Genomic DNA, 24,296 nt, shown 5'->3' with positions numbered 1-24,296 from the left:
CCTTCTTATTTTATCATTAAATCGAAAAAAACGTCGGAGAATTAAATTCCCCGACGAATTGTAGAACTTAAGCGTTCAATTTTGCTTTTGCTGTATCAGCAAGTGAAGCAAATGCAGTTGCATCTGTAACTGCGAGGTCAGCGAGCATCTTACGGTTAACGTCGATACCTGCTAATTTAAGACCATGCATCATGCGGCTGTAAGAAAGACCGTTGATACGTGCTGCCGCATTGATCCGAGTGATCCAGAGGCGACGGAAGTCACGTTTCTTTTGACGACGGTCACGGTAAGCGTACATGAGAGATTTCATGACTTGCTGTTTCGCAACCTTGAAGAGTGTATGTTTCGAGCCGTAGTAGCCCTTAGCTAATTTGAGTTGTTTTTTACGACGTTGACGAGTCGTATATCCGCCTTTTACGCGTGGCATATAAATTCCCTCCTAAATCTGTATACGATTGGATAAATTACTTCGCGATCATGTGACGGATGCGTTTGAAGTCACCCGTAGATACCATGCTAGCTTTACGTAATTTACGTTTCGCTTTTGTTGATTTGTTACCGAACAAGTGGCTTGTGTAAGCACGACCACGTTTCAATTTGCCAGAAGCAGTACGTTTGAAACGTTTAGAAGCACCGCGGTGCGATTTCATTTTAGGCATGAGAGATTCCCTCCTACTTCGATTCGATTAGTCTTCTTTCTTAGGAGCAAGCACGAGGAACATGCTGCGTCCTTCCATCTTCGGTCTCTGTTCCACAACACCGAACTCACTTAAATCCGTTGCGAGGCGTTCGAGAACGCGTCTACCGATTTCCGAGTGAGTGATGGCACGACCGCGGAAACGAATACTCGCTTTCACTTTGTTACCATTCTCCAAGAATTTCTTCGCATTACGGAATTTCGTTTGGAAGTCGTTCTCCTCGATCGTCGGGCTAAGACGAACTTCTTTCATCTGAATCACTTTCTGATTCTTCCGAGTTTCTTTGTCCTTCTTTTGCATCTCGAAACGGTATTTACCATAGTCCATGATCTTACAAACTGGCGGTGTCGCTTGTGGAGCGACCATGACGAGGTCAAGTTCCGCTTCCTCTGCGAGACGTAGCGCTTCGTTGCGTGATTGGACACCTAGTTGAGCACCATCCGCTCCGATAAGACGAACTTCCCGGGCACGGATGCTTTCATTGATTAACAGATCTTTGCTAATGGTTAGCACCTCCATCGTGCATTGCACGAAAAATGAATGATAGAAAACGCTATAAAAAAAGCGTCGGCAGTTTTTCCCGCCCACACTCATAAGGAACGCCAAGGCACAGCATTTGCTATACATTGCGTATCTTCATGATGAACCAGTACGAGTTATCATACATGGTGAGAAGCGGGATGCTTCTGCTTTGTTGTCATTTCACTTTGCTATCATAGCACTTGTTTTCCCGTGATGTCAAGCCGCTTTCTATGTTCTTACAGAACGTTGCTCACATACTTGATTATAATAGCAATCCTTTTACGGATAAGCAAGAAGTTTCTAACCTGTTTTTCACGGGTACATTCATAACATGAAAAAAGATTCAGAACATTCGCAAGCAAAACTGTTTATTTAGAATGATTATTGTTTTATAATTAATTTAATCTTACATAAAGGGGAGAATAACAGATGACTGAAAAACGATTAACGACCAATCAAGGTGTACCAATCGGAGACAACCAGAATTCACGTACGGCTGGACGTCGCGGACCAACTTTATTAGAAGACTATCAATTAATTGAAAAGATGGCCCATTTCGATCGGGAACGTGTACCTGAGCGCGTCGTACATGCTCGTGGCTTTGGTGCTCACGGTGTCTTCACTGTCAAAAATTCAATGAAAAAGTACACGAAAGCTGCGTTTTTACAAGAAGAAGGGACAGAAGTTCCTGTTTTCGCCCGCTTCTCGACTGTTATTCACGGCACGCATTCTCCAGAGACGCTCCGCGACCCACGTGGATTCTCTGTCAAGTTCTATACAGAAGAAGGAAACTGGGATTTCGTCGGGAACAACCTTCCTGTCTTCTTCATTCGTGACGCCATGAAATTCCCGGATATGGTCCATTCTCTCAAACCAGATCCACGCACGAATATTCAAGATCCTGACCGTTACTGGGACTTCATGACACTTCGTCCGGAATCGACGAACATGCTCATGCACCTTTTCACGGATGAGGGTATTCCTGCAAGCTACCGTAAAATGCGTGGTTCTTCCGTTCACTCGTTCAAATGGGTGAATGCACACGGTAATACGGTTTATGTGAAACTACGCTGGGTACCAAAAGCTGGTGTTCATAATCTCTCAGCTGAAGAAGCAACAGAGATTCAAGGAAAAGATTTCAACCATGCTTCAAACGATACGTTCCAAGCGATTGAAGATGGCGATTACCCGGAATGGGATCTGTTCGTACAGGTACTTGATCCGGCTGACGTCGATCAGTTCGATTTCGATCCGCTCGACGCGACAAAAGATTGGTTTGAGGATGTCATTCCGTTCCAACACGTTGGTACAATGACATTGAACAAAAATGTCGACAACTACTTTGCTGAAACAGAATCGGTTGGTTTTAACCCAGGTGTCTTGATTCCAGGGATGTTGCCATCTGAAGATAAGTTACTACAAGGTCGCTTGTTCTCTTACTCAGATACACAACGCTACCGTATTGGCACGAATTATCAACAACTTCCAATCAACTGTCCGTTTGCACAAGTGAACAACTACCAACGTGACGGTGCAATGCCGGTCGGTCAGCAAACGAGTCCGGTCAACTACGAACCGAACCGTTATCAAGAAGAACCAAAAGAAACACCCGAGTATACGGAAGAAAATCAACCGTTGCTTGATGATAAACACGGTCGTCTCGAAATCGAGAAGACGAATAACTTTGGTCAAGCCGGAGAAGTATACCGTCGTCTGACAGAAGAAGAGCAAGCAGCTCTCTTGAAGAACCTCGTCAACGACCTTCAGCAAGTCCGTCATGAAAATACGGTCCTGCTCGCAATCTGTAACTTCTATCGTGCTGATGCATCACTCGGTCAGAAGCTATCAGAAGCGCTTCAAGTCAATATCGAACCGTTCCTGCAACAAATGCGTTCATAACGCAAAACGAGCACCCTCGACACTAGTCTTGGGTGCTTGTTTGTGTCCTAGTATGGAATAAAATCGTAACGCTCTGCCGTTTTATACGTGAACTCGTTCAGTTTTTTGAATAAGACGATTTGATCGAGTCCAACCTGCTTGACCGTATTTTGTTGCATGTACCGTTTTTGATCTGCTGTAAACGTATTATAGATTGGAGCATAGCCGTTACTTTGGAACGGTTGCATTTGAATCGCGCGATCCGCGTCTTCCAATCGATTGTAGCGAATTGTCCCTCCGACAACTCCTCTACCGAGAATCGTCATCGCTTTTCCATCTGCTCGATGCACGTTTCGGATCGTATTGTAGCGGACCGTTGGATTCTCCCAGTTCATCATCGAAATCGCATAATCCTTCGTTCCGTCAATCGTGTTTTTTTCAATCCGGACATTCGTGTGTAATTTGTTTTCCGTGTATTGATGTGTGCCGATTGCCACATTGATGTTACGGAATAAGTTATTACGAATCGTGATATCTTCATTTGGAGTGCCATCTTGATTCGACCACTTCCAGTTGAAACCCTTCGTAATTGGATCTGGGGTATCGAGATTAATCGATTCATTCGGACCTGTATTCGGTATCATGACGGCATCGACGAATTTCATGTTTTCGATGACTGCCTTCTTCGTTGCATCAAGTTCCATCGCATGTGAACCCTTTTGATTCCGTACCGTAATACCGCCGATGTACAAATTTTGATTATGGGCAATAGCGAAAGCCGAACCACGCGCATATTGATTCAAGTCGATCTGTGCATTCCCCTTACCGACGAGTTTAACATTCTGGGAACCGTTATATTGGCCAACTTTTTTATTCAGACGTAAAACAGATGGCGAAACGAAATCAAAGACACTCGTCGTCGAACTAATCTTTGTCGTCCCTGTCTCTGTCGTCTTTTTGATAATGACACCATCCTCTAGGATCACCGTCGTATTGGACGGGATACCAACACGTAACGGGGACAGATACGTTCCCTTTGTTAGAACGAGGGTGCCTCCCCCTTCTTTTTCAAGTCGTTCCAAATAAGAACGCATCGTATAATGATTGCGTGTCTTTGCATTATAGGTCGTATATTTACGGATTGCTGGGTCAATCGCTTCTGTTTTTGGTGTAATCCGGTATGTTTTTTTAATCGTTGTCCCCTTCGCTTCGCTCGGATGAATACCGATTAAAAGTGAAGAAGCGATGAATACAGCGAGAGTTGTTTTCTTCAATCTGTAACTTCCTTCCCATTCTTCAAAACATTTCATCCACTGAAGGTTTATTATAGCATTTATCCAATTAAAGGAAAAATGACATTTGGTCATTTTAGATAGATTCAGTTGGATGTTCTACCTGTTTCATCGGTATGAAATTGGTTTCTTTCAAGCATCCCATCACAAAAACAATCCGCCCTACATCAGCAGGGCGGATTGTTTTTGTATACATGAATTATTTTGAACGATTTGCGATTTCTTGCTCTAAATCTGCAATGAATTGTTCGAGTGATGCATTACTCGAGTCTTTTGAACCGTAACGACGAATGTTGACTTCGCGTGATTCAACTTCTTTGTCACCTAAAACGAGCATGACCGGTACTTTATTGACTTGTGCTTCACGAATACGATAACCGAGTTTCTCGTCACGGAAATCTGTTTCGACGCGGATTCCCTTTTTCAACAGGATCGCTTTGATTTCACGGGCATAGTCTTCATGAACACCAGAAACCGGAATCAATTTCACCTGAACGGGTGCGAGCCATGTTGGGAATGCGCCTTTGTATTCTTCGATCAAGTAAGCAACGAATCGTTCCATCGTTGATACGACACCTCGGTGTAAGACGACTGGACGGTGATCTTGTCCGTCGTTCCCTTTGTATGTCAATTCGAATCGCTCTGGTAAGAGGAAGTCGAGTTGGACTGTTGAGAGCGTCTCATCTTTACCAAGCGCTGTCCGAACTTGAACGTCAAGCTTTGGTCCGTAGAATGCGGCTTCGCCTTCTGCTTCGAAGTATTCGAGTTCGAGCTCATCCATTGTTTCTTTCAACTCACGTTGCGCCATTTCCCAGATCGCATCGTTGTCGAAGTACTTCTCTTTGTCCGCTGGGTCACGGTATGAAAGACGGAACTTGTAATCTGTGATCCCGAAATCAGCATAGACTTCTTGAATGAGATGAACGATGGCTTTAAACTCATCTTTCATTTGGTCAGGACGGACGAACGTATGTCCATCGTTAAGAACCATGTAACGAACACGTTGAAGACCAGTCAAGGCACCAGACATTTCGTAACGGTGCATGCCACCAAGCTCCGCGACACGAAGTGGTAAATCACGGTACGAACGTGGTTCGTTCTTATAGACCATCATATGGTGTGGACAGTTCATCGGGCGAAGAACAAGTTCTTCATTGTCCATCTCCATTTTCGGGAACATGTCATCTTGATAGTGATCCCAGTGCCCCGATGTCTTGTATAGATCGACTGAACCGAGGACCGGTGTATAGACGTGCTCATACCCAAGTTCGAGTTCTTTATCGACGATATAACGCTCGACTGTCCGACGGATCGCTGCTCCTTTTGGTAACCACATCGGAAGTCCTTGACCGACTTCTTGAGAAGTGAAGAATAAACCAAGTTCCTTCCCGAGTTTCCGGTGATCCCGTTCTTTTGCTTCAGCGAGGAAGTGGAGGTGTTGTTTCAACTGATCTTTTGTTGCCCATGCTGTACCGTAAATGCGTTGTAACATCTTGTTTTTCGAATCACCACGCCAGTAAGCACCAGCAATGCTCATCAATTTGAAGACTTGTAGCTTCGCTGTCGCTGGAACGTGTGGTCCACGGCAGAGATCGAAGAATTCGCCTTGACGGTAAATCGTCAAATCCTGATCAGCAGGAATCGACTCGATCAATTCAATCTTCAACGGATCATTGAGTTCTTTATAGATGGCGAGTGCCTCGTCACGCGAGACGACTTCTCGTTCGATCGGCAAGTTTTCACCGGCGATTTTATTCATCATCTTCTCGATTTCTGGAAGGTCCTCTTCTGTCAGACGACGTTCCATATCGATGTCATAGTAAAAACCATTCTCGATTGTCGGTCCAATTCCAAGATGAATCGTTTCATCCGGATACAGACGTTTGATGGCTTGTGCCATCAAATGAGCTGATGAGTGACGAATCAAGTCGAGCCCTTCTTCTGAATCCGGCATGATCAATTCAATTGTACCGTCCTCTTCGATTGGACGACGGTAATCGATGGCGTGCCCGTTCAATTTAGCAGCAAAGGCTTTTTTACGAAGACCTGGGCTGATCGAAGCTGCCACTTCTTCAGCTGTCGTGCCGGCTGCAAATTCCTTTACGGCGCCGTCTGGAAATGTAAGTGCGATGTTTGACATGACTGTTTCCCCCTTTTACAAAATAAAAAAGACTCATCCCTAAAAAGGGACGAGTCTTAATCTCGTGGTACCACCCTCGTTCCCGGACCATGCACTGGTTCGGCTCGAACACGCGTTAACGGGCGTGAGGCGCAAACGGATTAGCCCCGTTCGTGCTATGAGGGAGTAAAGACATGAATGATGCCATGAGAAGCTTCCACCGTTCTTCTCTCGCTAGTTTGGTTCATTTCATACTTCATATCCTCAATCGTTGCATCGTCTATTGACGTGTCATTAGTATAACGAATCCGTTGCTTCCTTGACAAGGAAAATTAGTAGCGACGTCGATTTTCACCAAGGAACTCGATTGGTTGCGTCGTCGTCCGGATTCGTTCCATCAGTCGTGCAGCCTTTAATTTATCGCCTTGATCATTTGTGATTCCGAAATGGAGCTCGAGTTCATCATAAGATAAGTTCGAGCTGAATAATGTCGGCAGACGATGCATCATGCGATACTGCAAAATGATCCCGAACAATTCATCCCGTACCCACGGACTGATCGATTCAGCACCGATATCGTCAATCAACAATACTGGAATCGTTTGAAATCCTTCGAGGAATGTATCAAACGAGTCAGACCGAATCCTCCGTTTCGCTTCAGCGACAAACCCCGGGGCATGGACGAGAATCGTTGCAATCCGTTCTTTTTTCAAAGCATTCCCGATCGCAGCCAAAAGGTATGTTTTCCCGACACCAAAGCTACCATGAAGGTACAATCCCTTTACCGTCTCCTTCGAGCGGAGATGATTGAGGAACTGAGACGCCGCACGTAAGGCAAGCTTACGGTCCGTCGTCGACAAGTCAAAATCACTGAAGTTCGCATCGCGGACTTCATCCGGCAGGAACAGGCTCTTAAATTTCTTCTCAAGCGCACGTTCATCCTCTCGGTCTTTTAACGCTTGCGACTTCTCATACGAGACGACGATCTGTCCTTTTTCGACGTGCAGGATCGGCTGGTACCCTTCGATGACTGCCTTACTTTCAATCAGTCGATTTCCGTCCATCTGTTCCGCATATTCATTCAATTTGAGCATGCCCCGCTCGATCATCCGTTGATCGATCTCCGGATGTGTCCGCAAGAACATGACGACACCTGGATGAGACAACACTCGTTGTTGAATCGCTCGAACCGATTCTGCGACGTCCGGTCGACTTAATATTTTTTCGATAGATGATTGAATATGTTCCATGTCTCGACTCCTTTAGTTCCCCTTCAGTTCTCGTAAGATCCGTTCCATTTCTTCATCATCTGGAACATCTGCTTCGAAACTCGCTTTTTTAGAGGCTTCGTACTCCTGCTGTTTTGCTTTCTCTTCTTGCAACCACTTCGGATTCGGACCGCCATTCGTGTTGCTTGTCCGTCCCCGGCGACCACCAACAGTTTGACGCGCACGTTCTTGTTTTTGCTCCTGCTTTTTTGAAATCAACTCATCCTGCTCCTGCGTCTTCGCTAGTGCCTCGGATGCCGTCACGTATCCCTTCTGTTTCCAATCATCAACGATCGATAAGAGGAAGTTCTTGCTGAAGCGATTATCTTTTTTGATGACGAGCGCATAGTAGTACGCAGCATTGACGATCCCAGACGACATCTCATAATCGATGATCAATTGTTGGATCAATTCTTCATCCCGTTCAGACAACGCTTTGACCTTTCGCAACTTCGCTACATAATGCTTCGGATGGGTGCTTTCCATCGTCTCCGTCGCTTCGATGTCTCCGACCTCGATCGTGTCTAGTGAGGCGACCTTCGCTTTTTTCTCCCGGCTGAGTTTTTGTTTCGCTGACAACATCATCTGTTTGCAGCGTTCTTGCTTCTCAGCATCGGTCATCGGCAAGTACGCTTCGTGACGGAAACGGGCATTCAACAGTTCCGCCATCAACGCTTCATTCGATTGCGTGACGTAAGCAAGCTTCACGAGCAGATGATCGATTGCCTTTGAGTAAAATGTTCGTGGCAGGAAACGATCGGTCTGTCGCTTCATCTCTTCTAGATCAAACGAATAGTCGAATTCATATACCGCACGTTCCTGTTTCGCATAAGCTTTCGGCTGATGAGCGGAAGCAAGACCAGCTTTTACGTCGAACACTTGATCAAATCGAACCGTCCGATCAACGATGTTCTTCGGAAGCGGCTCCGTCCGAAAACGATGCTGTAACGACCGGAACCGGATTTCACCGACGCGATAGAACAGCAGACTCGATAACACCCCGTCATTCAAGAAGGTGTTCGGCGCAAGCGGAACCCGGATTTGATAAATGTAACGATAAGCGGCTTGGCGCGCTTCGAACGTTCGAATCAACCCGATCCCTTCTAGCTTAAATAACTCTTCCTTGAACTCATCGACGGAAAACCCGAGTAGTGTTCCGAGTTCCGCATGGGAAATATACTGGGATTTCGTTTTCCCTGGGATCATCTCACTCCAAAACGTTTGATAGAGCCCAAGCGCTTTAACACCGATAATCGGCTGGTATAAATAATATAAAGATTGATAAGCTTCACGGTCGACGACACCATTGCTCATCACTAAGCAAAGGTCGGTACCGGAAAGTTCACGTTCTACCATCTGACTCGTCCTTTCCTTAGGGAGAAAAAGAGAGGTGCGCTGACCGGACAGACGACCTCTCTTATATCACGTTCAATTCTCACGGTCATTTTCCTGATGTCGCTCCATCAGTTCAGAGAGCTCTTGGAAAAAGACATTGATGTCCTTAAATTGTTTATAAACACTCGCAAAGCGGACATATGCCACTTCGTCAACGGATGCTAGTTCATTTAATACGAGACGTCCGACCTGCTCACTTGGAATCTCATGCTGAGCTGTCGCTCGTAATGCCTTTTCGACCCGACTGACGACTGTTTCTAGCTGTTCAATCGAAATCGGTCGTTTTTCACAGGCACGCACTAATCCGCGTAGAATTTTCTCGCGATTGAACTCGTCACGCGTTCCGTCTTTCTTTACGATGATTAAAGGGGTCTGCTCGACCATTTCGAATGTCGTAAAACGATAGCCACAAGACTCACATTCACGTCTTCTTCGAATCGAACCGAAATCCTGGACTGGTCTTGAATCCAGTACTTTTGTTCCGTTAAAATTACAGGCTGGACAGCGCATGCCGTACCTCCGTTCACGTGATTTCTTTTGTTCCAATCATCTTTAATCGATACCCTGCATCAAGTGATGCATAGATTCGCTCAATTTGTTTCTCGAGATCAGGTCCGAGAAGACTTTCACGGTGTAAGAAGAGATCGACGGCAGTACGTCCGCCTGCCACCATGATGACTGTCGCAAGTCCATCGACTTCTTTTAAGGTAAAAGCGAGTTCTCCACGTTCCGCGTCAACACGACGAACCGTTCCGCCATCTTGCTTTAAGATATTTTCTAAACCAGCAAATAACATTTCCACAGTTGCTGCGTAGTAGTGTGTGCGTAGGTTTTCGTTTTTATGTGTATCGGATGTCTCTAGCTGTTTTTGCAAACGTTCCTTCAGTCCCATGGTCATCCTCTTTTCTTTGTTTCTTCTACTATTAAGAATAACAGACGTCAGACATATTAAAAAGCCCTCGTCTGAACGACGAGGGCTTGACGAATTCGTGTGTATTGTCAGTTGACGTGCTGGACAGTAGCCGCTGGAACTTGAACAGGTCCCATACCACGTGGAATTTCGACATTTTCACGGATTTTCGCATCGAGCTTTTCAGCAATGTAGTTCGCTGCGATGGCTGGATCGATCCGATCCCCACAAGTAAAGACATCAACCGATGCATACCCGTGCTCTGGGAAACTGTGAATCGTTAAGTGCGATTCAGAGATAATGACGACGCCACTGACGCCGTGTGGTGCAAACTTGTGGAATGCTACTTCTCGTACTTCTGCACCTGCTTGAAGTGCTGCGTCAACGAAAAGTCGTTCAACGAATTCCATGTCGTTCAATTTTTCAGGATTACAATCCCAAAGTTCTGCAATAATGTGTCTTCCCATAGTATCCATTTGTGGATCCCCCCTACATTCAATGGTCTTCAAAGTAGTTGATCACTTACTTTGCGCCTGAGTCGTTCGCACCCACGGGGGAAAGTTAGTCCAGAGAGGTCCTAACCCTTTAAGCTGCGATTGCCAGACCGATTGAAGTTCACGATTTGAATTATAGCGAGTATCAAAAAGATACACAAGGATAAATTTCAAAAATTAATATATTTTAAGAAAAAAAACGGGACAGCCCCCGTCATTGCTGGGATCTGCCCGTTATAATTAATTCAATTCAAGTTCTTTTTCAACGGTTCCCATCGCCTCTAAGTGTGCCGAGACGAGGTGTACGAGATCGACGACGCGGCATGAGTAACCCCACTCATTATCGTACCAAGCGAGGACCTTCACCTGACGACCACCCATGACCATCGTCGAGAGCCCGTCGACGACCGTCGAACGTTCTTCTCCGTTAAAGTCGATTGAGACGAGCGGTTCCATCGTCATTCCGAGAATGCCATCAAGCGCACCGTCCGCTGCTTTCGTGAAGGCTTCGTTCACTTCAGCGACCGTCGTATCTCGACTGACTTCGACGACGAGATCGACGAGTGATACGTTCGGTGTCGGAACACGAAGCGCGAGTCCATTTAATTTCCCTTCCAAATGTGGCAAGACGAGCGCAATCGCCTTTGCCGCGCCTGTCGACGTCGGAATGATCGATGAGCCGCATGCCCGGGCGCGCCGTAAATCCTTATGCGGGTTATCAATGTTATTTTGATCGTTCGTAAACGCATGAACCGTCGTGACGAGACCAGATTCGATTCCGAATGCACGGTCGATGACTTGTACGACAGGTGCGAGACAGTTCGTCGTACACGATGCGTTCGAAACGATATCATCCGTTTCATGATCATACATGTCATCATTGACACCCATGACAATCGTCCGAACATCCCCTTTAGCAGGTGCCGTGATGACGACCTTTTTTGCTCCTGCCACTAAATGCTTCGCAGCGCCCGTATCCGAATTGAACTTCCCTGTTGCTTCGACGACGATATCGATGCCGAGTTCCCCCCACGGCAATAGCTCAGGATTGCGTTCACTGACGATTTGAATCTCTTTTCCGTCAACCATCAACGCCCCATCGATGATGTCGACCGGATAATTGAATTTTCCGTGTACCGTATCATACTTGATTAAATGCGCGAGTGTTTCGACTGGATAACTCGCATTAATTGCTACGACTTCGCTTTTCCCCTCAGCGATCAGACGTCGAAAGACCATTCGACCAATTCGACCAAAACCATTGACTGCCACCTTGACTCCCATGTGCGGATCCCCCTTCAATGTGACGGATGTAGCTCCGTTTACAGATAGAACTATATCATGAAATGTAAGCGATTTCATTATGTTCTCTAAAAAAAGTGAGAGAAGATGGAAACTTCTCTCACTTCATGTTTTTCATAACTTGTCATCATTTGCATCAATCACCATACCGACTTAACCACTCATCGATTTGTTGGTATAACGAATCAATACTGCCGTCATTGAAGAATACATCATCTGCAAGCTCTTTTTTCTGTTCGATGCCGAGTTGCGCATGGATACGTGCATACGCTTCTGCTTCTGATAAATCATTACGTTGCATCAATCTTCTTAACTGCATATCTTCTGGGCAATAGACGACAACGACGCGTTCGAACAGGTTTCGCCAATCCCCTTCTAGCAGTAACGGAATATCAAATACGACGAGAGAATGTCCTGAACGTTCATAGGCATCTGCTGCTTCGAGCATCTGTTGTCGAATACTCGGGTGCATCAAATGATTCAATTGTTGTCGTTTTTCACTATCTTGAAAAATGATTTGTCCGAGCTTTGGACGGACAAGACGTCCTTTTTCAAACGCCTCTGGGAATGCCAGTTGGACTGCATCATATGCTCGCCCTCCCGGCTCAACGACTTCTCGCGCAATGAGATCCGCATCGATGACCGCTATTCCTTTTTGTTTTAAATAGCTAGAAACCGTACTTTTACCGGTTGCGATACTCCCTGTCAGACCGACTCTCATAAGGCAACCTGTTGGCACGTCGGACAGAAATGTGTTCCCCGTCCACCGACTTTGATTTTTTCGATGGCTGTACCACAACGAGGACACGGTTCCCCTTTTTGACCATATACCGCAAGTTGAAGCTGGAATTCACCTTTTCCTGACGGCGAGACATAACTCCGGATCGTACTTCCTCCTGCTTCCACCGCTTGTCGTAAAACGTTGACACCGGCTTGATGAATGCGTGAGATATCGTCGAGTGTCAAGGCGCCGGCTTTCGTCAACGGGTGGACGCGTGCAGCATGAAGGGTCTCATCGACATAGATGTTACCGAGACCAAGGAAGATGGACTGGTCGAGCAGTGCCGTTTTGATTGGACTTCTCTTTTTACGAATTAAATTCTCCGCTAACACTTCTGCTGTAAATTCCGGATCAAACGGTTCACGCTCCAGTTGTGCCAGTGGAGCAGTCTGCATCGCTGTTTGCTTATCACGTAATTCCATCGTTCCGAACTTCCGAACATCATTATAGTGAAGTTCCGAACCATCCGTGAAACGGAAGACGACATGCGTATGTTTATCCCGTTCAACCGGTTGTGGATATGGGAAGTACTTTCCTTCCATCCGCAAATGGCTGACGAGATAAAAACGATCAAAATCAAAGAGCAGGAACTTTCCGCGACGTTCGACGCGTTCGATCCTTTCTTGATGTAAGGCATCTGCAAATGGCGCCACTTCCATCCCCCGAATCATTTTCGGATGGTAGACTTTGACGGAAGAGACTGTCTTTCCAGAGACCGAACGTTCTAAACTGCGGCGAACGGTCTCGACTTCAGGTAATTCAGGCACATCTATTCCTCCTTGCTTACTTCGTTTCGTACCACGTATGCCCTGCGCCCCCATCGACGCGTAGCGGTACGGATAGTTCGACGGTCTGCTCCATCGCTTGTTTGACAAGTGCTTGTAAAGCGTCGAGTTCTTCGTCTGGTGCTTCAAAAATCAATTCATCGTGTACTTGTAATAACAAGCGTGCCTTCAGATTAGATGCTTTCAAAGCAGCATGAACATCAAGCATTGCTTTTTTAATGATATCTGCAGCCGAACCTTGAATCGGTGTATTGATCGCAGTACGTTCAGCAAAACCGCGTAAGTTAAAGTTTTTCGAATTGATATCCGGAATATTGCGGCGACGGTTCATCAACGTTTCGACGAATCCATTTGCTCGTGCCGTCTCGATCGCTGTATCCATGAACTGTTTGATTTGCGGGAACAACTCGAAATAACGATCGATGAATGATTGCGCTTCTTTGCGTGTGATGTTCAAGTTTTGAGACAATCCATAATCGCTGATTCCGTAAATGATTCCAAAGTTGACGGCTTTCGCCTGACGCCGCATGTTTCCTGTGACATCTTCCGGTTCGACACCGAAGACACTACTTGCCGTTTGAGTATGAATATCCTCATCATGGAGGAACGCATCGACAAGCGTCTGATCCTGCGACATATCGGCCATGACACGTAATTCAATTTGTGAATAATCAGCAGCGTACAATGACCAGCCTGTTTGACTCGGAACGAAGGCTTTTCGAATCTTCCGTCCTTCTTCAATCCGGATCGGGATATTCTGAAGGTTCGGATTGACCGAACTTAAACGACCTGTTTGAGCGATTGTCTGAGCAAAACGAGTATGGATTTTTCCATCTTCCTTGATGACTTTTTGCAATCCTTCAACATACGTCGACTGCAACTTTTGCAGTTCTCGGTAAAGCATGATGTGATCGATGACTGGGTGCAGCGGGCGCAGTTTTTCAAGGACATCTGCGGCAGTCGAGTAGCCCGTCTTTGTTTTCTTAAAGGCAGGGAGTTCGAGTTTTTCAAACAAAATTACACCGAGTTGTTTCGGAGAATTAATATTGAACGACTCACCTGCTGCTTCAAAGACCAATGTCTCAAGTTCTGTTAAACGCCCAGCAAGATCCGCTTGCATCTCTTGGAGCGTCGCGACGTCTACGCGAATCCCAGTCCATTCCATCTCAGCGAGGACACCTGATAGTGGACGCTCTAACGTTTCATATAACTCGTATTGTTGATTCGCCTTCAGTTCTTCTCGGACTTTTGGGAACAGCAATTCAACCATCCGTGCTTTCTCAGCTAAATAAGGATGAAGAGCTTCATCTTCTGGCGCGAGACGTTTCGCCCCCTTACCGAGTACTGCTTCCTCATTCGGCGCCATTAATGCATAATGACCAGCGATCGAAGCGAGTGTTGTACCGCCACTTAAGTTTAACAAATAGCCTGCTAATAACAGATCTTCGTACCCGTTCAATGTCAAGCCGTGTTTACGCAATGCAAATGCGACTTGTTTCGCATCGAGACAAATCTTTTGATGTTCCGACTCGATCCATTGACGGAATGCTGGATCCTCGACGAGCGTCGGAGCAGCAACATAGATCGTGTCAGGCGTTGCTATCGCAAATCCAATGATGTCTTCTTCCATGTAATCTTCTCGAAGCTGTTCTGCAATCAATACGGCATCCGTGACGTCTTTAGGAAGTGAAGTGATCGTCACGACGTTTAATTGTTCTTTATCCTCTTCTTTGACGACAGGGGCGAATCGATTCGTCAATGACTTGAAGCCAAGTGACTGGAACAATGAATAAGGAACTTGGGTATCGACATTGCGAATTTGCAAATCATCTAGCGTCGTCTCGAGAGGGACATCCACCTTGATTGTCGCGAGTTCTTTCGACAGTCGTGCGAGCTCTTCGTTCGCGATGACTTTTTCTTTCTGCTTCCCTTTTAAATCCTCGACATGTTCGTACAGTCCTTCAACAGAACCGTATGCCGAAATCAATTTAACAGCCGTCTTTTCACCAATCCCAGGAATCCCTGGAATATTATCCGATTTATCACCCATCAACCCCTTCAAATCAATCATTTGAATTGGCTTTAAACCACCATACGTCTCAGCAAACAGTTCCTCTGTCATGCACTGGACGTCCGTGATCCCACGCTTCGTGATCAAGACTTCGACCTTATCCGTGACAAGTTGAAGTAAATCTTTGTCTCCTGTGACAATCCGCGTCCGATCCGTTGGCATTGTCCGTGCGAGCGTACCAATCAAATCATCTGCCTCATAGCGATGGAGTTCCATCATTTGAATACCGAGTGCTTCACAGATGTCTCGGACGATCGGGAATTGTTCCCGTAGTTCGGACGGTGTTTTTTCCCGACTTCCTTTATACTCCTGATAGACATCGTGACGGAATGTTTCACTCGAAGCATCAAAGGCAACGAGCATATGTGTCGGTTGCTCTTCTTCAAGCAACTTCAATAACATCATCGTAAAGCCATAGGCTGCGTTCGTATTTCGTCCTTGCGCGTCCGTCATTGGTGGTAAAGCGAAAAACGCCCGATAAGTCAATGAGTTCCCATCAATCAATAACAATTTATTTTCCATCATCTACGCCCCTTTAATCGATTTTCTGTCCCTATTGTATCACTCTGCACACATTTGTTCGCTAAAAATGACCAAAAAAAGACGATTGACTCACGGAGAGTCAACCGCCAAGGGCATGACGACATGGGAGCTGATCCAGTCGCCATACAGATGATGAAGAAGGTACTTTCATCATAAGATACATCTATTAAGGAATTGTGAATCCACTGTGAAATTCAGCCATGTTTTGGTAAACGAATCGTAAACGTCGTTCCTTGTTGCTCCGCCGATTCGACATCAATTTCTCCATGGTGAAGATCAACGATGTGTTTAACAATGGCCAGCCCGAGACCCGTTCCACCTGAATTACGGCTTCGCGCCTTATCGACACGATAGAACCGTTCGAAGATACGCTGCGTCTCCTTCGGATGAATACCAATCCCATCATCTTTGATGATGAGTTGGACAGACTCTTCTCCATCCTCGAGTTGAATCCAGACGTTACCACCGTTCGGTGTGTAGTTCAACGCATTCGCAACTAAGTTGACTACGACTTGTTTCAACCGATTCAAATCTGCCCGGATGAAGACTTCCTCTTCCGTTTCGATATGAATCATCATCTCTTTTTCCGCTGCTCGTCGATGCAACAGCTCTGCGGTTTCGCGAACGAGACTCGTCACATCAACGATCGCTGTCTCAAGCTGATAGTTGTCTTGTTCCAGTCGCGATAGTTCGAGCAAGTCTTCGACCAATGTCTGCATTCGTTCTGATTCATCATGAATGATCCGCAAAAATTGTTCCCGGATTTCCGGAACATCTTGCGCACCATCGAGTAACGTTTCTGCAAACCCCTTGATGGACGTCAGTGGTGTTTTTAATTCGTGACTGACATTCGCAACGAAGTCTTTGCGCATCTGTTCCAGCTTTTTAATTTCCGTAATATCGTTGAAGACAACGGTCGTTCCTTGCACGCGACCGTTCTTATCAAAAATCGGTGCGGCACTGACCATAAACGTCCGACTGTTGATGCCGAAACGGACACTCGATTGTTTGCGATTCGGTTTTTCTGTCAGGTAGACATCTTCAATCACCTGACTCATCTTTTCGTTCGGAAGTACGCGGTAATATAATTTTCCACTAGATGGTTCGTGAATATGGAACATCTCCCGATAGGTACGGTTAACAAGTAGTACATAACCCTTTTCATCAATCAGCATGAGACCGGCTCCCATGTATTCGATCAAGGATTCGAGTCGTGCCCGTTGCATCGCTTCACCGGATGATGCATTCTCTAGATTTCGTGCGAGGAGATTGATCGAGCGTCCTAAATCACGTGATTCATCTGGTGCCGCTAACTCGTAGACGCGTGACTTGTAATTCCCATGTGACAGTTCGTGCAACACATCGGTCGCCTCCGCGATTGGTCGTAGGAACCGTTTCGTTGAACGATAGATTGTCAAAAAGATTATTACGAGCGAAGCAAGGAGTGAGAAGAAAATGACCGTCCAAATCCGTGAATAGATAATATTCAAATCTTTAGCATAACGAATGAAACTGACGTACACTTCTCCACCATCTGCTGTTGGAACAGGCTTCGTGAACTGGACGACACTGTCATCCGTCTTCGATTCAAACGTGCCATCTTTGGGAATCGCTGAGAAATTGAGCGTTGCTACTTTCAGTTTCGTGACATCAACAGGGGTACCTGCGATGATTTCCCCACGTCCGTTAAATAAGATCATGTCAAAGTTGGATTCGGCATACAATTGATTCACGTACTGTGCCATATCAGAAACTTCGCGCCCTTGTAGGATCGTCTCGACAAGCGAGGTTTCATCCATCAGTTTTTCTTTTTCATTTTGAACATAGAATTCCTTAAATGATTGTCCAAGTAGAAAACCGAGTGCAACAAGCACCAAACTAATGAAAGAAATCATTTTAAAGATGAACCGTTTCCGATACTTACTCATTCTGGTTTCGGCTCCTCCATCTTATACCCGAGACCGCGAATCGTTTTGATATAAATCGGTTTTTTCGTATTCGGTTCGATTTTTTCACGGACGTGACTGATATGCACATCCACGATACGCGTATCGCCGACGAAATCATAATTCCAAATCGCGGATAACAGTTGATCTCGTGTCAAGACACGTCCTTTATTTTTAGCGAGATATACGAGCAATTCAAATTCCTTAGGAGTAAGTTCAAGACGTTCTTCTGCTTTGAAAGCTTCGTAGTTATCCGGAACGATTTTGACGTCACCAATCAGAATCGTTCCGTCCGTGACCTCATCCGGGGATGCTGTCTGATGACTCATCCGTCGTAAAATCGCTTTTACACGGGCAACGACTTCGCGTGGGCTAAACGGTTTTGTCAGGTAATCGTCCGCACCGAGTTCTAGACCGAGCACCTTATCAAACTCATCATCCTTTGCCGTCAGCATCAAGATCGGTGTATTGATTTTCTGTTGACGTAGTCGTTTACATACTTCCAGACCATCGAGTTCCGGCAACATAAGATCCAGTACGATCAGTGCGGCATCTTGTTTTTCCGCTAATTTCAAACCTGACATTCCATCATGTGCCGTTTCGACGACAAAACCAGCCTGCTCTAAATTAAACTTCAATAGTGTTGCAATCGACAATTCATCATCTACCACGATAATTTTATCTTTCAAACCTTGCATCCCCCTCAAGTTTCGTTCTTTCGAATGAGGAATTCCGTGGAATCCGCTTCGTCTGTCTTCATCTTACCGACTTTTACTGGAAAATCACAAATCTTTCTGCTGTTTCTTTACATAATCTTTAAAGGAGACGATGAATCCCTCTTGATCATTCGTGTAAAAGCGATAAAAACGGGGAATCAATACATATCGTCAATCGTAGGAGGTAAAATGTATGGAATGGAATCATCCCCTTTTTGCAGCCATCACGGCATGGTTCATCGCTCAAGCAGCGAAGCTTGTTACGAGTTTGGTACGGACCCGAAAGTTCGACCTGGAGATCATGTTTGCTTCCGGTGGTATGCCTAGTTCACATAGCTCGACTGTCGTCGCGTTAGCCGTGGTCATCGGTTTTCAGGAAGGTTTCTCATCTTCGCTCTTCGCACTAGCTGCCATATTTGCCACAATCATCATGTATGACGCGACGGGTGTCAGACAAGCTGTTGGTGTTCAGGCAAAATTACTCAATGATTATTTTAAGGGAATTCGTCATGAGACCCCTCTTCTGAATGAACTCGTCGGTCACACTGAGTTTCAAGTATTCGTTGGTCTCTTACTCGGTTTAGCTGTCGGTATCTTGTGGCCAGTTTTCTTCTTTTAATGCAAACAACCCATCCGATTTTGGATGGGTTGTTTGCATGTGAAGTGACTTATGGTTTTAGAACGACCTTGATGCATCCATCTGTTCGATCGTTGAAGGTTTGATAGGCTGCAGCAGCATCATCGAGTGCCACTCGATGCGTCACGATGTCCGTCGGATCAAATTCCTTATTGATGATTTTCTGGAACAGTTCCGGCATCAAATGGACGACGGGTGCTTGTCCCATTTTCAGTGTGATATTTCGAGTGAAAAAGTCGCCGAGTGGAAATTGATTATATTTTTTCGCATAGACACCCGTCAACTGTACGGTACCAAACTTCCGGACAGCATCCTTCGCAATATCAATGGCACTCAACGTTCCCCCTTGCAAACCAATCTTTTGTTCGATTTTTTCAACAGGTGACATCTTCCCATCAAGACCGACGCAATCAATCACGACATCTGCCCCACCTTGCGTCAATTCTTTGATGTAGGCACCACTTTCTGCATGATCTGAAAAATTCACGGTCTCGACTTTATTCGTCACTTTGGCGTGATTTAATCGATAGACTTGATCATCCACCGCAATGACCCGTTTCGCACCTTGCATCCATGCGAATTTTTGTGTCATCAGTCCGACAGGTCCCGATCCGAGTACGACGACCGTGTCCCCTTTTTTCACACCAGCATGCAGGACACTCCAATATGCTGTAGGTAAAACGTCAGATAAGAACAACAACGCTTCATCTTCTAGTTCACACGATTCAGGAATTACGAGCGGCATGAAATTTCCAAATGGTACTTTTAAATATTCCGCCTGACCACCGGGATGTCCACCAAACTCTTCTGTAAAACCAAAATATCCACCTGTATCGACATGCGGATTTCCGTTTGAGTTATCACATTGACTTTCCATATCATGTTCGCAAAAGAAACAGTGACCGCAAGCAACGTTAAACGGTAACACGACGCGGTCTCCCCGTTTAACCTTCGTCACTCCTGGTCCAACTTCTTCAACGATGCCCATCGGTTCATGACCAATGACATAGTCTTTGTGAGCCGGCATATTCCCTTGATAAATGTGTAGATCCGAACCACAAATTGCAGTCGAGGTGATCTTTACGATGATGTCATCGTTTTTATCAATCGATGGATCCTGTACTTGTTTGACTTGAACATCTTTTGTTCCTTGGTACGTTACGGCGCGCATGTAAAATCCCCCTTAATGGAATAAAATGACGTACCTTTGTCCTTACCCTAATACAAGCATTTATTCTACATGTTTTTTAAAATTGGAACTTTTATACTACATGGATCACATGGTGTGAACTAACCATTTTACTTTACACATTTATATGTAAAAGAAGCTTATATCATGGCCCGATGCACCGTTTGTCTCAAAAATGGTCTTCTCGAACAATCTATCGTTTGATGTGATCGGCTGACCTGTCCGCATTGTCAAAACTCGCAACACCTACTGTAACGAGACGAAAAAGACGAACCTGTCGAAAGTGACAGGTTCGTCTTTTTTAGATTCAGGATTTTAATAAGTCAAGTACCGAACGGACGGTAGACGCAGAGCGGTTCAATGCTTCTTGTTCATCGACAGTCAGCTCGAGTTCGTAGACGTGCTCGACACCGTTCCCACCAAGAATGACCGGTACACCGAAATACATATCGTCATATCCATATTCGCCTTCGAGATAAGCAATGGCAGGTAGAATACGTCGCTGATCCTTCAAAATCGCTTCGACCATCTGAGCAATTGCCGCTGCTGGCGCGTAATAAGCGGAACCGTTTCCAAGTAACTGAACGATTTCACCGCCCCCTTTACGGGTCCGGTCAACGATCGCATCGAGTCGTTCTTTCGATATGAGCTTCTCAATCGGAATTCCTCCTGCCTGAGAATAGCGCAGTAGCGGTACCATATCATCTCCGTGTCCACCGAGCACGAACCCTGATACGTCCTTCACAGAAACATTGAGTTCTTCTGCTAGAAATGTCCGGAAACGCGCTGTGTCGAGGACTCCGGACTGACCGATGACACGTTCCTTCGGAAAACCAGATGCTTGATAGACCGTATACGTCATCGCATCGACCGGGTTCGTCAAAACGATGATGATCGATTCTGGTGCATGCGCGACGATTTCCTTCGTCACAGCTGTCATGACGGCAGCATTCGTACTGACAAGGTCTTCGCGGCTCATGCCCGGCTTTCGAGCAATGCCGGCAGTGATGACGACGATATCTGCGTCCTTGATATCTGCATAATCCGATGTCCCTTTTACCGAAACATCAAATCCGAGGATTGGCGCTGCTTCTTGCATATCAAGCGCCTTTCCTTTCGTCGGATTTTCTTGCTCTGGTCGGTCGACGAGGACGATATCACCTAACTCTTGCTGGGCAAGGTAAAGTGCCGTCGTCGCGCCCGTAAAGCCACTTCCTATGACTGCGATCTTCTTCCGTCTGTTCATCGACTCATTCCTCCTGATCGGATTACATGTTTTTGATGAGTTCGTCCGCGAATTCAGAACACTTCACTTCAGTCGCACCATCCATGAGACGTGCGAAGTCGTATGTGACGACTTTTGCTTCGATCGATGTTTCCATCGATTTGATGATGAGATCTGCTGCTTCGTTCCAACCGAGGTGACGGAACATCATTTCGCCTGACAAGATGACAGATGATGGGTTTACTTTATCAAGTCCAGCGTATTTTGGTGCTGTACCGTGAGTTGCTTCAAAAATCGCGTGACCAGTCATGTAGTTGATGTTTGCTCCAGGTGCGATTCCGATACCACCCACTTGTGCAGCAAGTGCATCCGAGATGTAGTCACCGTTCAAATTCATTGTCGCAACGACATCGAACTCTTTTGGACGAGTCAAGATTTGTTGTAAGAAGATATCAGCGATTGAGTCTTTTACGATTAACTTACCAGCAGCTTCAGCGTCTGCTTGTGCTTTGTTCGCAGCCTCAGTTCCCTCTTCTTCTTTGATACGATCGTACTGGTTCCAAGTGAAGACGTGCTCTGCGTATTCACGCTCAGCAAGCTCATAACCCCAGTTTTTGAAAGCTCCTTCAGTGAACTTCATGATGTTTCCTTTGTGAACGAGTGTCAACGAAGCGCGCTTGTGCTCAAGTGCGTATTCGATTGCTGCACGAACGAGGCGTTCTGTTCCCTCTTTTGAAATCGGTTTGATTCCAAGACCAGATGTCTCAGGGAAGCGAATTTTGTTGACACCCATTTCGTTTTGAAGGAATTCAAGCAGTTTTGCAACGCCTTCGCTACCTTCTGCATATTCGATTCCTGCGTAGATGTCTTCAGTATTTTCACGGAAGATGACCATATCTGTATCTTCTGGGCGTTTAACCGGTGAAGGAACACCTGTGAAGTAACGAACTGGGCGAAGGCATGTGTACAAATCAAGCTCTTGACGTAATGCAACGTTTAATGAGCGAATACCGCCGCCGACTGGTGTCGTAAGTGGTCCTTTGATTGCGATGATGTGCTCACGGATGAGATCGAGTGTCTCTTCTGGTAACCAGTTGCCTGTTTTGTTGAATGCTTTTTCGCCAGCATAGACTTCTTTCCATTCAATCTTCTTCTCACCGTTATAGGCTTTTTCAACTGCTGCATCAAATACGCGTACCGCAGCATTCCAGATGTCAGGTCCTGTTCCGTCACCAATGATGAATGGAATGATTGGAGCATTTGGAACTTGAAGTGTACCGTTCGTTACTGTGATGTTTTCGCCTTGAAGTGTAGCCATGTCTAAAAATCCCCCTTAAGTAATTGTAATCTACATCAAAAATCAGGAGAGGATTACTCCTCTCCGTCCTTTTAACGTTCTTCGATGGACACATATGTCCGGTGCGTTTCACCCGTGTAGTCTGCACGTGGACGAATCAGACGGTTATCGCTATACTGCTCTAAAATGTGCGCCAACCAACCTGACATTCGACTTACTGCAAAGATTGGAGTGAAAAGTTCTGTATCAAGTCCAAGTGCATGGTACGTAGAAGCGGAATAGAAATCAACGTTTGGTTTCAATCCTTTTTCCGACTGGACGATCTCGTCAATCTTAACTGACATCTCATACCATTTCGGTTCCCCGATTTGAGCAGTCAGCTGACGACTCATTTCCTGAAGGTGCTTCGCACGTGGATCGCCGTCCTTGTAGACACGGTGACCAAAGCCCATGATTTTTTGCTTGTTCTCAAGTTTATTATGAACATACTCGTCAACCTTTTCAACCGAATCAATTTCAAGCAACATCTTCATGACGGCTTCATTCGCTCCACCGTGAAGAGGTCCTTTTAATGCACCCATCGCTGCTGTCACACCTGAGTAGACGTCAGAGAGTGTCGCAACACAAACACGTGCCGTGAATGTCGAAGCGTTCAACTCATGGTCTGCATGAAGAACAAGCGCTTGGTTGAACGCTTTTTCAGCCACTTCTGTCGGCTCTTCGCCTGTCAACATGAACAGGAAGTTTGCAGCGTAAGAAAGACCTGTTTTAGGTGCGATTGGTTCCTGCCCTTTTTTGATACGCGCGTAAGCCGTAACAAGTGTTGCGATTTGCGCTTGTAATTTGATGGCTTTAGCGTAATTCGCCTCTGTCGACATATCTTCTGATGTTTCATCGTAAAGCGCGAGTTGAGAGAGCGCTGTTCGAATCATTGCCATCGCATTCGCCGACTTTGGTGCTGCCTTCATCGTCTCGAGAACGGCAGTCGCAACTGGTGCTTCGGAAATGAGTGCTTCCGACAGTTGCTTCAATTCCTCTTCTTTTGGTAGACGGTCGTTCCATAATAAGAAGACGACTTCCTCAAATGAGGCGTGCTCCGCCAAATCATCAATTGTATAACCGCCGTACGTCAATTGACCATCGATGATCGAACTGATTTTCGATGTCGTCGCGACGATTCCTTCTAAACCTTTAGTTTGCGTCATGACAATAATCCCCCTTTTTTTCC

22 protein-coding genes are annotated in these 24,296 nt (G+C 45.8%); 2 read left to right on the top strand and 20 right to left on the bottom strand.

What is annotated here, in order from left to right:
• Positions 1 to 67: 67 nt before the first annotated feature.
• The 3 genes from rplT to infC are packed head-to-tail and all read right to left on the bottom strand — an operon-like array spanning position 68 to position 1,217.
• Positions 68 to 427, bottom strand: coding sequence for a 50S ribosomal protein L20 (rplT, locus tag BW42_RS00925; protein ID WP_012371057.1), 360 nt, complete (start codon positions 425 to 427; stop codon positions 68 to 70).
• Between the two features lie 37 nt (positions 428 to 464).
• Positions 465 to 659 (bottom strand): 50S ribosomal protein L35, encoded by a 195-nt coding sequence (gene rpmI / locus BW42_RS00920; RefSeq protein ID WP_023469015.1) that lies wholly within the window; start codon positions 657 to 659, stop codon positions 465 to 467.
• A 27-nt stretch (positions 660 to 686) separates the two neighbouring features.
• Complete coding sequence (gene infC / locus BW42_RS00915; protein WP_035406328.1) at positions 687 to 1,217, bottom strand: translation initiation factor IF-3; 531 nt, start codon at positions 1,215 to 1,217, stop codon at positions 687 to 689.
• A gap of 432 nt (positions 1,218 to 1,649) precedes the next feature.
• Here infC and BW42_RS00910 point away from each other — a divergent pair, with 432 nt between their 5' ends.
• On the top strand, positions 1,650 to 3,119 hold the full coding sequence (locus BW42_RS00910; RefSeq protein ID WP_035406325.1) for a catalase: 1,470 nt from the start codon (positions 1,650 to 1,652) through the stop codon (positions 3,117 to 3,119).
• Between the two features lie 47 nt (positions 3,120 to 3,166).
• On the opposite strand, the gene BW42_RS00905 is transcribed toward BW42_RS00910, so the two are convergent.
• The 13 genes from BW42_RS00905 to BW42_RS00845 form a co-directional block, all read right to left on the bottom strand.
• Entirely contained in the window at positions 3,167 to 4,372 is a 1,206-nt protein-coding gene (locus BW42_RS00905) for a hypothetical protein (RefSeq protein ID WP_231496830.1), read from the bottom strand.
• A 217-nt stretch (positions 4,373 to 4,589) separates the two neighbouring features.
• Positions 4,590 to 6,530 carry a threonine--tRNA ligase gene (gene thrS / locus BW42_RS00900; protein WP_035406322.1) on the bottom strand — a complete coding sequence of 647 codons (1,941 nt, stop codon included), beginning with the start codon at positions 6,528 to 6,530 and terminating at the stop codon, positions 4,590 to 4,592.
• 311 nt (positions 6,531 to 6,841) lie between these two features.
• Complete coding sequence (gene dnaI, locus BW42_RS00895) at positions 6,842 to 7,759, bottom strand: primosomal protein DnaI (protein WP_035406319.1); 918 nt, start codon at positions 7,757 to 7,759, stop codon at positions 6,842 to 6,844.
• Positions 7,760 to 7,771: 12 nt separating this feature from the next.
• On the bottom strand, positions 7,772 to 9,133 hold the full coding sequence (locus BW42_RS00890; RefSeq protein ID WP_035406315.1) for a replication initiation and membrane attachment family protein: 1,362 nt from the start codon (positions 9,131 to 9,133) through the stop codon (positions 7,772 to 7,774).
• A gap of 72 nt (positions 9,134 to 9,205) precedes the next feature.
• Positions 9,206 to 9,682 (bottom strand): transcriptional regulator NrdR, encoded by a 477-nt coding sequence (gene nrdR / locus BW42_RS00885; RefSeq protein ID WP_035406313.1) that lies wholly within the window; start codon positions 9,680 to 9,682, stop codon positions 9,206 to 9,208.
• Positions 9,683 to 9,695: 13 nt separating this feature from the next.
• The gene (locus tag BW42_RS00880) at positions 9,696 to 10,064 is read right to left on the bottom strand and encodes a hypothetical protein (protein WP_035406312.1); all 369 of its coding nucleotides are present in this window, start codon (positions 10,062 to 10,064) and stop codon (positions 9,696 to 9,698) included.
• 107 nt (positions 10,065 to 10,171) lie between these two features.
• Positions 10,172 to 10,558 (bottom strand): adenosylmethionine decarboxylase, encoded by a 387-nt coding sequence (speD, locus tag BW42_RS00875; RefSeq protein ID WP_023469024.1) that lies wholly within the window; start codon positions 10,556 to 10,558, stop codon positions 10,172 to 10,174.
• A 258-nt stretch (positions 10,559 to 10,816) separates the two neighbouring features.
• Positions 10,817 to 11,860, bottom strand: a complete 1,044-nt coding sequence (locus tag BW42_RS00870; RefSeq protein WP_035406310.1) for a glyceraldehyde-3-phosphate dehydrogenase — start codon at positions 11,858 to 11,860, stop codon at positions 10,817 to 10,819.
• Between the two features lie 154 nt (positions 11,861 to 12,014).
• The gene (gene coaE / locus BW42_RS00865; RefSeq protein WP_035406308.1) at positions 12,015 to 12,599 is read right to left on the bottom strand and encodes a dephospho-CoA kinase; all 585 of its coding nucleotides are present in this window, start codon (positions 12,597 to 12,599) and stop codon (positions 12,015 to 12,017) included.
• Positions 12,596 to 13,426 (bottom strand): DNA-formamidopyrimidine glycosylase, encoded by an 831-nt coding sequence (mutM, locus tag BW42_RS00860; protein ID WP_035406306.1) that lies wholly within the window; start codon positions 13,424 to 13,426, stop codon positions 12,596 to 12,598. The genes coaE and mutM overlap by 4 nt, the downstream gene beginning before the upstream one ends.
• 16 nt (positions 13,427 to 13,442) lie before the next feature.
• Positions 13,443 to 16,040: a DNA polymerase I gene (polA, locus tag BW42_RS00855; protein WP_035406304.1), complete on the bottom strand. Its 2,598-nt coding sequence runs from the start codon at positions 16,038 to 16,040 to the stop codon at positions 13,443 to 13,445.
• Between the two features lie 212 nt (positions 16,041 to 16,252).
• A complete protein-coding gene (pnpS, locus tag BW42_RS00850) occupies positions 16,253 to 17,986 on the bottom strand; it encodes a two-component system histidine kinase PnpS (protein ID WP_035406301.1) in 1,734 nt (577 codons plus the stop codon).
• Positions 17,983 to 18,702, bottom strand: a complete 720-nt coding sequence (locus BW42_RS00845) for a response regulator (protein ID WP_369792024.1) — start codon at positions 18,700 to 18,702, stop codon at positions 17,983 to 17,985. Before BW42_RS00845 ends, pnpS begins: the two co-directional genes overlap by 4 nt.
• A gap of 211 nt (positions 18,703 to 18,913) precedes the next feature.
• Here BW42_RS00845 and BW42_RS00840 point away from each other — a divergent pair, with 211 nt between their 5' ends.
• Positions 18,914 to 19,339 (top strand): divergent PAP2 family protein, encoded by a 426-nt coding sequence (locus BW42_RS00840; RefSeq protein WP_035406299.1) that lies wholly within the window; start codon positions 18,914 to 18,916, stop codon positions 19,337 to 19,339.
• Between the two features lie 49 nt (positions 19,340 to 19,388).
• On the opposite strand, the gene BW42_RS00835 is transcribed toward BW42_RS00840, so the two are convergent.
• The 4 genes from BW42_RS00835 to citZ all read right to left on the bottom strand — a co-directional run bounded on the left by BW42_RS00835 (position 19,389) and on the right by citZ (position 24,273).
• The gene (locus BW42_RS00835) at positions 19,389 to 20,528 is read right to left on the bottom strand and encodes a zinc-dependent alcohol dehydrogenase (protein WP_035406295.1); all 1,140 of its coding nucleotides are present in this window, start codon (positions 20,526 to 20,528) and stop codon (positions 19,389 to 19,391) included.
• Between the two features lie 325 nt (positions 20,529 to 20,853).
• Positions 20,854 to 21,792, bottom strand: a complete 939-nt coding sequence (gene mdh / locus BW42_RS00830) for a malate dehydrogenase (protein ID WP_035406292.1) — start codon at positions 21,790 to 21,792, stop codon at positions 20,854 to 20,856.
• 22 nt (positions 21,793 to 21,814) lie between these two features.
• On the bottom strand, positions 21,815 to 23,089 hold the full coding sequence (gene icd, locus BW42_RS00825; RefSeq protein ID WP_035406288.1) for an NADP-dependent isocitrate dehydrogenase: 1,275 nt from the start codon (positions 23,087 to 23,089) through the stop codon (positions 21,815 to 21,817).
• A gap of 71 nt (positions 23,090 to 23,160) precedes the next feature.
• Positions 23,161 to 24,273, bottom strand: a complete 1,113-nt coding sequence (gene citZ / locus BW42_RS00820) for a citrate synthase (RefSeq protein ID WP_035406285.1) — start codon at positions 24,271 to 24,273, stop codon at positions 23,161 to 23,163.
• Between the last annotated feature and the right edge of the window lie 23 nt (positions 24,274 to 24,296).

Source organism: Exiguobacterium sp. RIT341 (assembly GCF_000632205.1).
Lineage (GTDB): Bacteria > Bacillota > Bacilli > Exiguobacteriales > Exiguobacteriaceae > Exiguobacterium_A.
The sequence above is the reverse complement of the archived record's forward strand: the minus strand, read 5'-3'. Positions and strand labels throughout refer to the sequence as shown.

Excerpts from the sequence above, each read along its gene's own strand:
- rplT (WP_012371057.1), bottom strand. The coding sequence starts at position 427 with ATGCCACGCGTAAAAGGCGGATATACGACTCGTCAACGTCGTAAAAAA.
- rpmI (WP_023469015.1), bottom strand. The coding sequence starts at position 659 with ATGCCTAAAATGAAATCGCACCGCGGTGCTTCTAAACGTTTCAAACGT.
- infC (WP_035406328.1), bottom strand. The coding sequence starts at position 1,217 with ATGGAGGTGCTAACCATTAGCAAAGATCTGTTAATCAATGAAAGCATC.
- BW42_RS00910 (WP_035406325.1), top strand. The coding sequence starts at position 1,650 with ATGACTGAAAAACGATTAACGACCAATCAAGGTGTACCAATCGGAGAC.
- thrS (WP_035406322.1), bottom strand. The coding sequence starts at position 6,530 with ATGTCAAACATCGCACTTACATTTCCAGACGGCGCCGTAAAGGAATTT.
- dnaI (WP_035406319.1), bottom strand. The coding sequence starts at position 7,759 with ATGGAACATATTCAATCATCTATCGAAAAAATATTAAGTCGACCGGAC.
- BW42_RS00890 (WP_035406315.1), bottom strand. The coding sequence starts at position 9,133 with ATGGTAGAACGTGAACTTTCCGGTACCGACCTTTGCTTAGTGATGAGC.
- nrdR (WP_035406313.1), bottom strand. The coding sequence starts at position 9,682 with ATGCGCTGTCCAGCCTGTAATTTTAACGGAACAAAAGTACTGGATTCA.
- BW42_RS00880 (WP_035406312.1), bottom strand. The coding sequence starts at position 10,064 with ATGGGACTGAAGGAACGTTTGCAAAAACAGCTAGAGACATCCGATACA.
- speD (WP_023469024.1), bottom strand. The coding sequence starts at position 10,558 with ATGGATACTATGGGAAGACACATTATTGCAGAACTTTGGGATTGTAAT.
- BW42_RS00870 (WP_035406310.1), bottom strand. The coding sequence starts at position 11,860 with ATGGGAGTCAAGGTGGCAGTCAATGGTTTTGGTCGAATTGGTCGAATG.
- coaE (WP_035406308.1), bottom strand. The coding sequence starts at position 12,599 with ATGAGAGTCGGTCTGACAGGGAGTATCGCAACCGGTAAAAGTACGGTT.
- polA (WP_035406304.1), bottom strand. The coding sequence starts at position 16,040 with ATGATGGAAAATAAATTGTTATTGATTGATGGGAACTCATTGACTTAT.
- pnpS (WP_035406301.1), bottom strand. The coding sequence starts at position 17,986 with ATGAGTAAGTATCGGAAACGGTTCATCTTTAAAATGATTTCTTTCATT.
- BW42_RS00845 (WP_369792024.1), bottom strand. The coding sequence starts at position 18,702 with ATGCAAGGTTTGAAAGATAAAATTATCGTGGTAGATGATGAATTGTCG.
- BW42_RS00840 (WP_035406299.1), top strand. The coding sequence starts at position 18,914 with ATGGAATGGAATCATCCCCTTTTTGCAGCCATCACGGCATGGTTCATC.
- BW42_RS00835 (WP_035406295.1), bottom strand. The coding sequence starts at position 20,528 with ATGCGCGCCGTAACGTACCAAGGAACAAAAGATGTTCAAGTCAAACAA.
- mdh (WP_035406292.1), bottom strand. The coding sequence starts at position 21,792 with ATGAACAGACGGAAGAAGATCGCAGTCATAGGAAGTGGCTTTACGGGC.
- icd (WP_035406288.1), bottom strand. The coding sequence starts at position 23,089 with ATGGCTACACTTCAAGGCGAAAACATCACAGTAACGAACGGTACACTT.
- citZ (WP_035406285.1), bottom strand. The coding sequence starts at position 24,273 with ATGACGCAAACTAAAGGTTTAGAAGGAATCGTCGCGACGACATCGAAA.